Origin of the sequence: Teredinibacter turnerae T7901, from assembly GCF_000023025.1 — a bacterium.
GTDB lineage: Bacteria > Pseudomonadota > Gammaproteobacteria > Pseudomonadales > Cellvibrionaceae > Teredinibacter > Teredinibacter turnerae_B.
This window is the reverse complement of sequence record NC_012997.1, coordinates 1,253,881-1,265,564: the sequence shown is the minus strand read 5'-3', so window position 1 is coordinate 1,265,564 and position 11,684 is coordinate 1,253,881. Positions and strand designations below refer to the sequence as shown.

The following is an 11,684-nucleotide window of genomic DNA, read 5'->3' as shown; positions in this document are numbered from 1 at the left end:
AGCAATACATAGCCAACTGGAACACACCGCGGCTTCAGGCTGGTATCAACTCTTACAAACTCCAGCGTTGAAGACTAACAGCGTTGAAGAATTGCAGCGCTAAAGCTAAATGCACAAATCGTACACCGCTGTAACCGAACGGCCCCCCAGGCTGTACTCCAATCGCGAGCACAAGCTGTGTAGCAGGTTAATACCACGCCCAAACGGCGTATCGTCATCGGCGCAGCGGGTTAACGTTTTATCGATATCGAAACCTTCGCCGCTATCGGTAATCACCAACTGCACTCGATTGGTCGCGCCGCGAATATAGCTGAAATCCAATTCGATAAACTGCCCACTAACCGCTGCAAGGCGCTCTTGTCTTTCACGGTAATAGGTTTCGAAACCGGCAGGGGTGTCTTTGAGATCGGAGGCAAGCCCCAGTACTCCGTGCTCCAACGAATTACTGTACAACTCACTCACAATGGTAAAAATTTTATCCTGATGTAATTCGATGCCGCGGATGCTGGCAACGAAGCCGAGAATTTCATCAACAATATTCACATTGCGCAAATCCTCGTCTTCGAGTCGCATATGCAGATGCCATGGAAAAGAATGCGCGCGATGAAATTCACTGCGCACATCCACTACGCTGCTGTCTGAGGTGCGGCGATGCACGAGCGGCCCGCCGGTCAGCTCGACAATGGAAAGATCATCCGATTGACCGCTATCGCGATGAAAGTCTTTAACCGATGCCGTTATTTTCGCAACCACATTGTCACCTCCAGCGGCAACCAGTCTCTCCAGCCGTTCAAGCCCGAATTCTTCGCCTTGCGGATTAACCGCTTCATTCACCCCATCGGTGTAAATATACAAACGCTCACCAGCATCAATTTCAAACAGCTGGGGCGTGTTATCAAATTCCGATTTGCTGAGAATACCCAATGGCATGTGCTGCGCCGCCACTTTAGCTACAGCGCCTGTGCCGGGCTTCACCCGCAAGACATCGTTCATGCCGCCAGACCAGACCGTACACTGGGTACCAGACGCATCAATAAACAACAGCGTCGCGCAACAAAACATACTGGTAGGCAAAAGTTCGGTGAGTCGCTCGTTGAGATCTTCAGCCAGCTGCGAGATGCTGGCCTGGCGTTCGGTCAAGCTGTAAAAAATTTCCGTCACCGGTAGAGAACCAATAGCCGCAGCCAATCCATGCCCGGTAAAATCGCCAACCATTAAATAATTGCCTCCGGCCGGCGAAGGGCCAGACAAAACGACATCGCCGTCAAACATGGAAACCGGAGAGGTGTAGTGTTGAATGTTTTCACAGAAGGTTTTGTTGCGGCGGCTGGAGTTCGCGAAAATGTGCTCCACAATCGCGTGCTCCCGGTTCATCACTTGCTGATGGTATCGCAAGGATTTGTGCGCGTCCTGTAAGGTTACATACAATGTTTGCGCGCGCGCGTGCGCATCTATTTTCGCCATAAGGACAGTTTCGTTCACAGGTTTCGGAACGAAATCATCGCCGCCGGCATCAAGGCAGCGCACAAGTATTTCGGTGTTATCCAGTGCGGTAACAAATATTATCGGAACAAAACGCTCTTCACTTTCCTGTTTAATCACTCGCGTTGCGGTGATGCCGTCCATCAGTGGCATGTTCACGTCCATCAAGATAAGATTTATGTCCATATCGGCCCGAAATAACTCACACGCCTGTATTCCGTCGGCGGCCTCGACACAGCTGTGCCCTTCGTCCTCCAAAATCATCAGCAGCAGCTCGCGATTTTGCGGGTAGTCGTCGACGACGAGTATCTTCATAGCGATCCTTCCAGGGTGAAGAGCTAGGGCCTGTTAAAACCTATTAACTAATCTCGAACTTTGTTTCAAAACGGGAAATTGCGAAAATTTTTCGAACCTGCTCGTTCGTCTTTACCAGGCGGATGCTCGTCTCCCGTGAGTCGAAATAACGCTTTGCATTAATCAGCATGCCAAGCGCAGAGCTGTCGATATAGCGGGTTTTAGCGAAGTCGATGACCAGAATTTTCCCTTCTACATTGATTAAACTCTCGTAACACTTGCGAAAATTTTCGACTTCGGCAAAATCGAAGCGCTCGCCCAGACTGATGGTAAATGGGCTGTGGCCACCGTGAGCGCCATCAATGTTATCTACAGTTATGCTCATGAAAAAATCCGGTTATGCGCAAGTTCATTTTCAGTGCTACTCATAAAGTTCTATGTCTCCCGCACGGGGTGAAGCTTCTGGTTTGCTCATCATCGCCTGCGGATTAAGAGAAGCCATGTGCAGGAGCTGTGCATCGAGTATCGCTTCTGATTCTGCATGTTCGCGGTTTGCGCGCAGGTAACCTTCCAGGAATTGAGAAAGAAATGCTGTGTGGGATGATATTTTTCGCGCATCCTGTGCAACCCGATCTGCGAACTGCATAGCGGTGATCGCACGACCAATTTCCCTATTGATTTCCTCGCCTATCTCCGCTCCACGACTTACTCCAGTTGCCACCTGGTTATTCACGTCCTCCAGCGCATCGATCATGCCGTCCAAATGGCCTTTGGCATCGATGGCAATGTTCATATCCAGAGAGGCGATATTCCCAACCACCCGCTCTACCTTGGTCACCGTTTGTTTGGTGCGCTCCGCACTTTCACGAATTTGTTCGTTCAAGGTGCTGGATACATTCGAAAGTTTTCGAACTTCATCTGCCACCACCGCAAAGCCGCGTCCTGCCTCACCAGCCCGCGCCGCTTCGATCGCAGCGTTAAGCGCCAGAAGGTTAGTTTGGTCAGCGATATTGCGTATCTCATCGATCAATACAAACATGCCGTCCAGGTGTTTGATCATGTCTTGAATATTGTGTACCGCCTGCACACTCTTATCGCTAATGTCTACGAAGAGACTGACGTAATCATCAAGCACATACCCAACTTCATTGGCAAATTTATTCAGGCTGATCGCATCCTCGTTCTCACCTTCCTTGCGGGTGAGGCGATCCGCAATATCCATGAGCAGCTCTTTCTCCGCATTGGCGGATTTAGACAAGCCCTGAAAGCTGTGGTGTACTTGAATAGTGGCGTCCTCTACCAGCGATTCCACCTTGGCCGAAAGACGTGACAGGTCGGTACACACGGGCAGTAGCAGATCGTGCATGTATTTGCTGAACCGTCGTTGCTTAAACAACTGGGAACCTACTTCCTCGGCAATATCGCTCTCGCGCGGCTTGGTGACCGCCACCCCCAAACCGAATGACAGACCAGAGGCGATCACCAGAAGTATTGCCGCACTGTGCTGTGAGTTAAAAAAATAGCAGCCCACAACACCAATCACGCTGACACCGGCTAAAACAGTAATGTGTCGCCCAAACCTATTCACTCTGTGCCTCTAAAGACGAAAACTACTCCGTTTAACCGGAGCCCACTGTGTGTAAAGCCTAGTCGCGAGCGCGCGCAGGTGCCACACGCCAGCACAGAAAGTGAGCGATAGCTTTTAGAAAGAACGAAGGGAGGGGAAGTGGCGACGCAGCGATGATCCGCAGAGCGTCGCGACCAAAGAGGAATATCTAAAGACGGCCTATGCCGATTGCAGAACGTACCTTCTCAAGCATTGGAGCGCTGATTTCCCGGGCTTTTTTAGCCCCGTTTTGCAGCACATCTTCAATGGTGTCCGGGTCTGCGAGTAACGTGTTGTAGCGTTCCCGAGCCTCGCCGATCTCATCGTTGACCAGCTCGAACAGCTGCTTCTTGGCCTCGCCCCACGCGATTCCCTGGGCAAACTGCTCGCGCATGTACACGCTCTTTTCTTCGCTGGCAAACGCCTGCCACACCTGAAATACCGTGGAATCGTCCGGATCTTTAGGGTCTCCCGGTTCCAGCAGGTTGGTTTTGATTTTATTGATGTGCTTCTTCAGCTGCTTTTCCGGAAGAAACAACGGAATTGTGTTGTTATAACTTTTACTCATTTTGCGGCCATCCAAGCCCTGCAACACCGCGACGTTGTCGTCCACCTGAGCTTCGGGTAACACAAAGACTTCGGCAAAATGATGATTAAAACGAGCAGCAATATCTCGCGCCATTTCCACGTGTTGAATTTGATCCTTACCCACCGGCACTGTGTTGGCATTGAACATTAAAATGTCCGCGGCCATTAGCACCGGGTAGCTGTACAAGCCCATAGTAATGCCAAAATCCGGATCTTCACCTTCTTCCACATTCTTTGCGACTGCTGCCTTGTAGGCGTGAGCGCGATTCATCAAGCCCTTGGCCGCCATACAGGTGAGAACCCAACTGAGTTCGGTGATTTCGGGAATATCTGACTGGCGATAGAAAGTCGCCTTGTCGGTATCCAGTCCCAACGCCAGCCAGGTCGCAGCGATTTCCCGCGCAGACTGCCGAATAAGCTCCGGCTCGTGACACTTAATCAGCGCGTGTAAATCCGCTAAAAAATAAAATGACTCGCTGTTTGAATTTCGGCTGGCTTCGATTGCTGGACGAATAGCGCCCACATAGTTACCCAGATGGGGGGTACCGGTGGTTGTGATACCGGTCAGAATGCGGTTGACAGACATGGTGGATTCCGTTTTTTTGCTTTTTTAGACCGGGGCGATTGTACCTTCTGGCCCGCCGTTTGTCTTTTTGACCGCCACAGATTTGACCAGATGCCGGTAGTGTTTAGCCTGTTCGGCAGGTGAGAGCCAATCCAGCGAAGGTGCTGTTGGCAGTTGTGCCCGCATCCACTCCTCCACTCGCAGGCGAACCATGCGTGCGCAAGCGTCAGCCTCGCTGAATTCCGGGCCTTGCCCTTCAGTATCGGCGATACTGTAGCACCACTGTGTAGACAGCAGTTCCGGATATGCCAGGCGGTTGGGCACAATGGGCACGCAGCCGGCAGCAACGGCTTCCAATACCGATAAACCCTGAAAGTCGTGCAAGCTGGTCGACAACACCGCGTGCGCATTAGAGAGCAGGTTTTCGTAACACTCGCGCTTCGTCAAATAGCCCCACTCCCCAAGCCATGCGCGCTCGTCGAGCAGGCGTCGGATATCAGAAAAAACGGCAGGTTCCCGGCGAAATCGCTGCCCGACAACATGTACCCGTAACGGCAGCTCCACGGGTAACCGGGCAAGCGCATAATAGAGATTTTCCGGGCCCTTGTCGTACTCCCACCGGTGGTTCCATACCAGGTGGAAAGCATCGTCCGGCTTTTTGCCCGAAACGCCCGCTATGGCCACCGGCACAGGAATTACGTCGGATTTGTCCGCGATTCGCTCAACCACGCCAGGCGGTACCCCATCGGGCAATTTGTCGAGGAGCGCAGCCACGCCCGCCAAGAAGCTGGCGCGGTTGTAGTGGGTATTGAACACGACCCGATCTGCGGTGAGAGCGGCGTAGAGCGTTACCATCTGCGGCTCGACGCTCGCATGCTGCGCCCGGCTCGCGGGGTAGGCGAACTGGTTTTCGTGAAAGTAGACAATCGCTGGCACTTTGGCCAGTTCAGGCACCAAACCCCGAAGGGTGGCCAGATCGACCATCGAGGTGGCAACGACAAGATCCCATGGCTTGCAGAGCGTCGCGTGTTGCGCGAGCGCCCAGGTAAGCGCATTACCCCGGATACGCCAACTGAAATGACGTGGTGGTAACGCGAGAGATGTGCAACTGGCAAATGGCAGCATATCCACAAGGTGCTGGCGCCAGGCCTTGTGACTTTCGGCATCGTACGCAGAGAGAATGAGAATTTTCATGGCGCGAGTTTACGCCAGAGAAGGCTTCAGACTGAAGCCTCAGACATCGAGATTGCAGCTCGCACGCATCCGCAAAGTCGGATTGCTATTAACCCGGCGCCCTTCGGGCAATGGGGCTGCATCCATGCACCGCCTGTTAACTTCGCAATTTTCGTTGCCGAGTTATTAGTGGCAACAGACTCTAGGCCGTTTTAAGAATCATTGCGTCAAACCCCGCCTGACACAACAGATGTGCGGCTATGTCCGCACGACTGCCTGCATCCCCTGAAACCACATAAACGCTGGTGCGGCCCAGGTCAGACATGGAGTTGCGCAACCGAGAGAGAGGAATGTTGATCGCGCCCGGCACATGCTGAAACCGGTATTCCATTGGCATTTTGACATCGAGGAGCTTGTACGGCTTTTCCAGTTTGGCCAGCAGATGGTCTTCCACATAGCGCACCACCGGAGCTTTGAGCAACGCGTTAAAGTCTTCAGAGTTCAAGCGTTTCAGTTGCCCGGAGGTCAACATTTCTACCGAGGCGTTGCGCGGAGTATCACCCAGTAACGCTTCTTCACCAAAGAAGTGACCTGGTTGGATCAACAGGTCAACGCTCTCCGAGCGATTAAAGACTCGAGCAGAGCCGGCCACCAACACATAAAAGTAGTCACCGGTCTCACCTTCTTTAACCACTAAGTCGCCCTTGCTATAGCGGACGTTTTCGAAGCGAGCGAACAGTTCCTGCACCTGGGTGAGCGGAATTTTGGAAAAGAGTGGCGCCTGCAGCAGTGCCGCCATCCAGTCGCTGTGTTGGCCGTCCAGCTCTTCTACTTCGAAGGGTGACCCGTTGAACATGGCTTCGTCGATGCTGGTAGACAGCATCGATTGACTCCACGCAATGATGCGGTCCAAAACCTCGACATCAATCGAAAACACGCGCACCGACGGCGACTTGGCCACAGCAGAGTTCGACGATGGGGATTCTGCATTCAGTGCAGACTGTGCGGTTGCGGAGTCATCCAGCACGGTAGAAACATAGAAGGCGCTATTGATCAAGTCCACCTGCCCTTCAAGCAGAAAGTACTTTTTCGCGAGCGAGCGGCCGCGCTTAAAAATCATCTGCCCACGGGTGTACTCTTCCACATGAATATTGGCGAGGGCTTCTTGCAGGTATTCATCTTCCAATCCATTGAAAGGAACAAACGATTTAAGTAACTCTTGAGTAATCATCACCATTCCTCTTAATGCGAGCCAATTTTTGCACACTCAAAAGGAATGGTACTGTTCTCAAAATCACGGTTTGATCTAAAGCCTGACGCGCCAGGTCACAATTTAATTAGAGTGATATGTCCGTCACAGACACAAAGCGGGTCAGCAAGCTGGCCATTTGCTCGAGATCGCTCACCCCGGCTGTTTCGCGGATAGAGTGCATACCGAAAGTAGGGATTCCCAGGTCCACCGCTCGCACACCAATTTCGGCGGAGGTGATCGGCCCGATAGTACTACCACAGCGCATGTCAGCGCGCATAATGAATGACTGCAAGGGTATAGCCTCACGGCCTTCCGCCGCTCGCGCCAACCAACGCACCAGCGCGGCGGTATCAGCGCCCGTCGCGTAGGACTGGTTCGCGTCAAACTTCACCACCGGACCGGCGTTTAACAGCGGGCCATGTTTATCGTCATGCTTGTCGGCAAAATTTGGGTGAACCCCGTGGGCGTTGTCGACAGAGAGCATTAACGAACGGCGCAAGGTGAGCTGACGGCTCTGGGCATCGCCTGATACCAGCCGATCGATCAACTCACCGAGCATAGGGCCTTGTGCTCCGAGATCGGTGTTGCTGCCAATTTCCTCGTGATCGTTACAAATGAGGATACTGGTAACGTCGGTGTTGGCATTGAGCATCGCTTCAGCACCCAGAAAACAACTCGCCAGATTATCCAGGCGGGCGCCGACAAAAAGCTCATCCTTCAAACCCACTGTCGCCGAAGGCTGTGTATCGTAAAAACTCAGGTTGTAGTCGAGAACTTCAACAGCTTCAGGGTGTGACTGCTGCAATTCATTTAGCAAAATATCCGCAAAGCGTGCGTCCGCTGGTGCGTGTTGCAGGATCGCGTTCATCTGGGTTTGCGGGTTGATCGCTCGCCCCTCGTTAGCGCTGCGATCCAGGTGAATCGCCAGACTGGGAATCAACGCAACGGCACGTCCAAAATTCACTAAGGCTGCTTTAAGTGCACCCTCGCCGTCCAAGTAGGTAACCCGTCCAGCAATCGATAAATCACGATCAAACCAGGGGGCCAGCAGCGCGCCGCCATACACGGCCACTCCCAACTGGTGGTAGCCCTTCGTCACCCTATCGGCGTTCGGTTTAATTTTCAGACAAGGGCTATCGGTGTGCGCACCAATAATGCGAACGCCAGTCTCTTCCAGTGGCCGTTCACCAACGACAAAAGCTGCAAATGAGGAATCACCCCGCGTAAAAAAATATTTTTTACCGGGCTCCAGTTGCCAGCGAGTATTCTCATCCAAGCGAGTGAAGCCTTCTGCGGCAAACAGTAATGAGAGGTTTTCACACGCATGATAGGGCGTGGGTGACGCATCGAGAAAATCAGCGAACTTTCGCGTTAAAGACATAGCAACAACCGTTAAACAGCAATAAATAACAGAACACCGAGCAGCAGCCGGTAGATAACAAATGGCAGCATACCAATTCGGTTAATAAAATTCAGGAAGTAGTGAATACAGATATAAGCGCTGACAGCAGACAGTGCAATACCCAGCCCTATCGCCAGCCAATCGACTGCCGCGGCCGACAGCACGAGCTGCAACCCCTTGTATCCGCCGCTAAGCACAATCACCGGAATTGAGAGCAAAAACGAAAACCGCGCGGCGTCAGTGCGGCACAAGCCTAGAAACAGGGCTGCGGTAATAGTAATACCTGACCGCGACGTGCCGGGGATGAGAGCGACGGCCTGGGCCAGCCCGATAATCATCGCCGTCGACAGTGCGATATCCCGCAATTGCTTGGTTTCCGCTGGTTTGCGGTCAGCCACCCACAATAAAACACCAAATACCAGGGTCGTTGTTGCGATCACGTCGGTGGAGCGCAGATGGGTCTCAATCAAATCGTCAAATATGAGACCAAACAAAGCTGCGGGGATGGTGGCGGCAATCAGGTACCAGCCAAGACGACCGCTCTCATCGGTACCACGACCAGTTACAGAAGAGAGCCAGCCTATAATTATCTTGCCGATGTCGTTGCGGAAGTACACCGCCACCGCCGTGAGCGTACCTACGTGAACAGCCACATCAAACGCAAGGCCCTGATCGGGCCAGCCAAGAATTTCTTTGGGCAGAATAAGGTGCGCGGAGCTCGAGATCGGGAGAAATTCGGTGATGCCCTGAATCAGAGCCAATACAACGACGTGAATTAAATCCATGCAAAGCATTCCAGATGAGTAAAAATTCTTATTGTCCCCGAATCCGCTCGCGCTTGTTCCAGGAAATTTCATTACGCAGGTAAAGTGGTTCGACACTCACAAGGCCGACCAGGTTGGCCTCCGTACTCGGTGCTGCCGCCGGTAGTTGGGCCGCAGCGGCAGTGGCCAGGGCCAGTGCGCTCGGAGTTTCGCCGGTGTAAACTTCAGCCAATACTGCGGTGTCGGCAACCTGCCAGCCATGGCCCAGGCCAACCAGCTCTCGCCCCGCGCTAATAGCGCTGAGGCGATCAAGCATGGCTTCCGGTGCGGCCACTGCTGGCGCTAAAGCTACCGACAAACCACTTTCTGTCAGTTCGTACGCCGCCCAATAGACTTCTGCCATGCGCGCGTCCAACGCGGGCACTAAAGTCAGACTCGTCCGCTCCGGGTGCGACATACTGAAGCCCTGCGCCAATACACTGAGCGTATCTATGCTGACTACGGGTAGTTTCGCGCCATAGGCGAGGCCCTGTGCAATCCCCAGTCCAATTCGAATACCGGTGAATGAACCTGGGCCGTTGGTAACTGCAACAGCGTCCAGTTCAGCGAGTTCGAGCCCCGATGCTTTCAGCAGTCGGTCAACCATCGGCAAAAGTACCTTCGCATGCGAGCGAGGCTGATCGCAGGTCTCAGTCCAATTTTTGTCAGCACAGGTAAGTGCCACAGAGCAGACTTCAGTCGATGCATCGAGTGCAAGGATTTTCGGCATAGGCAGACTCTCCTGGTAAAATCTTTTCGTAATAACTTCTTGCTAGTAACCGCTTGGTGCTAACTTCTTGTTGGGGACAAGGGTATTTTTGGTGAGTATTGTCAGGTGTTCAGCCCGCACAGGCAAATACTGCAACAAAAAAGCCCCGAAAAGATCGGGGCTTTTTTGTTGCACAGACTAAACCTTTTACTTGCCTAGCGCAGACAGAACCTTGTCTTTGATCTCCGCGAGCGGGCCAACGCCTGCGATGCGAGTAAATTTAACAGTGCCAGGGTTCTCCGCTTCCTGCTTCTGGTAGTACTCAACCAGAGGTTCGGTTTGATCGTGGTAGATAGACAAGCGATTGCGCACAGTGTCTTCCTGATCATCATCACGTTGTACCAGAGGTTCACCGGTAATATCGTCGACACCTTCGGTTTTGGGCGGATTGTGAGTCACATGATAGATCCGGCCGGACGCCTCATGTACACGGCGACCACTTAAACGTGCAACGATTTCTTCGTCATCAACGTGAATTTCCATTACGTGCTCAATTTCCACGCCGGATTCGGTCAGTGCTTCCGCTTGAGGAATCGTGCGAGGGAAACCGTCGAAGAGAAAGCCGTTGGCACAGTCTGGCTTGCTAATACGCTCTTTCACCAGATCGATGATGATGTCATCCGACACCAGCTGGCCAGACGCCATTATATCCTTCACTTTCACCCCCAAAGGGGACCCCGCTTTCACCGCAGCACGCAGCATATCGCCGGTGGAAATCTGCGGAATTTCGAAAGCTTCCATAATAAATTTAGCCTGGGTGCCCTTGCCTGCGCCCGGTGCACCCAAAAGAATAATTCGCATTAGTGAGACCTCATGATTCAAAGCCGGCACTCGACGGTTGTTACGATAAAAACCGTTGAGCCAGTGGGGGCTGCCCGGGGTCTGTTTTTGGTCAGTGGCACGACCAGACACTGGATTGCCGAACGTGCACCAAAGCTTGGCAACTGCGATCGCCGAATAATTAAACAGCACCACCGCAGATTCGGACGATCGGCTAGCTATACGCCGGAGACTCCCCCACAAAAGAGGGCGTTAAGATACACGCCGCCTGTTATGGAAACAAGTCAATTCCCCCCTGAAGCCCCCTTCAACTGGCGTTGAATTAGCTTTTGCTGACACCAAAAAAGACTTAACCAGCGGGGTTGCATGAGCTATAACCAATACAAACCCCAACGCTTTTTGCTTGCCTCGTCGGGGACGCCCGTACCAAAAAATACACGGGCGTGCTTTTTGCTAGCCATTCATAGAGAGCTACAGAGCAAGCAAAGCTTCTAAATGAATTTTATTGTTGGATTAAGAGGGGCATATGACCGTCAAAGAACTCGTCAGCAACTGGTTGCAGCAAGCGCAGTGCAAACTCACTGAGGAGACCTACCAGGTAAACCTCACCTTAGAGGACGCTGCCAAAATTGATGCGCTGGCAGAGATGTATCCGCGGCGCACCAAAGAACAGCTCGTCAGCGAATTGGTGTCTGCCGCGCTGGCAGAGCTGGAAATCAGCTTTCCCTATGTGCAGGGCACCAGGGTTATTTCAATCGATGAATTAGGCGAACCTGTGTACGAAGATGTTGGCCCAACGCCGCAGTTCCTTGAAAAAACCAAGGAAAACCTGCAAAAACAGCGGTTGCAAAAAACCGCTTAGGTGGTGGTAAGGCCAGTTTGGGCAGATGCCCTGGGTTAGATCCAGGGCAACTGCCCAACCAATAAAGTTGAGTCAGGGCGTTGACGGGCCGTCACTGATGCGTGTGTG

At 52.7% G+C, this 11,684-nt stretch carries 11 protein-coding genes; 1 reads left to right on the top strand and 10 read right to left on the bottom strand.

Annotated elements, in window-relative coordinates; genetic code table 11:
• Positions 1-105 precede the first annotated feature (105 nt).
• The 10 genes from TERTU_RS05375 to adk form a co-directional block, all read right to left on the bottom strand.
• Complete coding sequence (locus TERTU_RS05375; RefSeq protein WP_015819364.1) at positions 106-1,797, bottom strand: ATP-binding SpoIIE family protein phosphatase; 1,692 nt, start codon at positions 1,795-1,797, stop codon at positions 106-108.
• Between the two features lie 43 nt (positions 1,798-1,840).
• Positions 1,841-2,161, bottom strand: a complete 321-nt coding sequence (locus TERTU_RS05370; protein WP_015817130.1) for an STAS domain-containing protein — start codon at positions 2,159-2,161, stop codon at positions 1,841-1,843.
• A gap of 36 nt (positions 2,162-2,197) precedes the next feature.
• Positions 2,198-2,998 (bottom strand): methyl-accepting chemotaxis protein, encoded by an 801-nt coding sequence (locus TERTU_RS05365; RefSeq protein WP_420834824.1) that lies wholly within the window; start codon positions 2,996-2,998, stop codon positions 2,198-2,200.
• A 553-nt stretch (positions 2,999-3,551) separates the two neighbouring features.
• Positions 3,552-4,556 (bottom strand): tryptophan--tRNA ligase, encoded by a 1,005-nt coding sequence (locus TERTU_RS05360; protein WP_015818096.1) that lies wholly within the window; start codon positions 4,554-4,556, stop codon positions 3,552-3,554.
• Positions 4,557-4,580: 24 nt separating this feature from the next.
• Positions 4,581-5,729 (bottom strand): tRNA-queuosine alpha-mannosyltransferase domain-containing protein, encoded by a 1,149-nt coding sequence (locus TERTU_RS05355; RefSeq protein ID WP_015816962.1) that lies wholly within the window; start codon positions 5,727-5,729, stop codon positions 4,581-4,583.
• 181 nt (positions 5,730-5,910) lie between these two features.
• Complete coding sequence (locus tag TERTU_RS05350; RefSeq protein WP_015819080.1) at positions 5,911-6,939, bottom strand: cyclic nucleotide-binding domain-containing protein; 1,029 nt, start codon at positions 6,937-6,939, stop codon at positions 5,911-5,913.
• A 106-nt stretch (positions 6,940-7,045) separates the two neighbouring features.
• Entirely contained in the window at positions 7,046-8,341 is a 1,296-nt protein-coding gene (locus TERTU_RS05345) for a M18 family aminopeptidase (RefSeq protein WP_015819528.1), read from the bottom strand.
• A gap of 11 nt (positions 8,342-8,352) precedes the next feature.
• A complete protein-coding gene (locus TERTU_RS05340; RefSeq protein ID WP_015820034.1) occupies positions 8,353-9,147 on the bottom strand; it encodes an undecaprenyl-diphosphate phosphatase in 795 nt (264 codons plus the stop codon).
• Positions 9,148-9,175: 28 nt separating this feature from the next.
• Complete coding sequence (gene tsaB / locus TERTU_RS05335) at positions 9,176-9,895, bottom strand: tRNA (adenosine(37)-N6)-threonylcarbamoyltransferase complex dimerization subunit type 1 TsaB (protein WP_015820481.1); 720 nt, start codon at positions 9,893-9,895, stop codon at positions 9,176-9,178.
• Positions 9,896-10,081: 186 nt separating this feature from the next.
• Complete coding sequence (gene adk / locus TERTU_RS05330; RefSeq protein WP_015817917.1) at positions 10,082-10,735, bottom strand: adenylate kinase; 654 nt, start codon at positions 10,733-10,735, stop codon at positions 10,082-10,084.
• A 505-nt stretch (positions 10,736-11,240) separates the two neighbouring features.
• On the opposite strand from adk, the gene TERTU_RS05325 reads away from it, so the two are divergent.
• Positions 11,241-11,576 carry a hypothetical protein gene (locus tag TERTU_RS05325; RefSeq protein ID WP_015819201.1) on the top strand — a complete coding sequence of 112 codons (336 nt, stop codon included), beginning with the start codon at positions 11,241-11,243 and terminating at the stop codon, positions 11,574-11,576.
• Positions 11,577-11,684 lie beyond the last annotated feature (108 nt).

What these genes read in the sequence shown, in the direction of transcription:
- TERTU_RS05375 (WP_015819364.1), bottom strand. Translation starts at nt 1,797, where the DNA reads ATGAAGATACTCGTCGTCGACGACTACCCGCAAAATCGCGAGCTGCTG.
- TERTU_RS05370 (WP_015817130.1), bottom strand. Translation starts at nt 2,161, where the DNA reads ATGAGCATAACTGTAGATAACATTGATGGCGCTCACGGTGGCCACAGC.
- TERTU_RS05365 (WP_420834824.1), bottom strand. Translation starts at nt 2,998, where the DNA reads ATGGATATTGCGGATCGCCTCACCCGCAAGGAAGGTGAGAACGAGGAT.
- TERTU_RS05360 (WP_015818096.1), bottom strand. Translation starts at nt 4,556, where the DNA reads ATGTCTGTCAACCGCATTCTGACCGGTATCACAACCACCGGTACCCCC.
- TERTU_RS05355 (WP_015816962.1), bottom strand. Translation starts at nt 5,729, where the DNA reads ATGAAAATTCTCATTCTCTCTGCGTACGATGCCGAAAGTCACAAGGCC.
- TERTU_RS05350 (WP_015819080.1), bottom strand. Translation starts at nt 6,939, where the DNA reads ATGATTACTCAAGAGTTACTTAAATCGTTTGTTCCTTTCAATGGATTG.
- TERTU_RS05345 (WP_015819528.1), bottom strand. Translation starts at nt 8,341, where the DNA reads ATGTCTTTAACGCGAAAGTTCGCTGATTTTCTCGATGCGTCACCCACG.
- TERTU_RS05340 (WP_015820034.1), bottom strand. Translation starts at nt 9,147, where the DNA reads ATGGATTTAATTCACGTCGTTGTATTGGCTCTGATTCAGGGCATCACC.
- tsaB (WP_015820481.1), bottom strand. Translation starts at nt 9,895, where the DNA reads ATGCCGAAAATCCTTGCACTCGATGCATCGACTGAAGTCTGCTCTGTG.
- adk (WP_015817917.1), bottom strand. Translation starts at nt 10,735, where the DNA reads ATGCGAATTATTCTTTTGGGTGCACCGGGCGCAGGCAAGGGCACCCAG.
- TERTU_RS05325 (WP_015819201.1), top strand. Translation starts at nt 11,241, where the DNA reads ATGACCGTCAAAGAACTCGTCAGCAACTGGTTGCAGCAAGCGCAGTGC.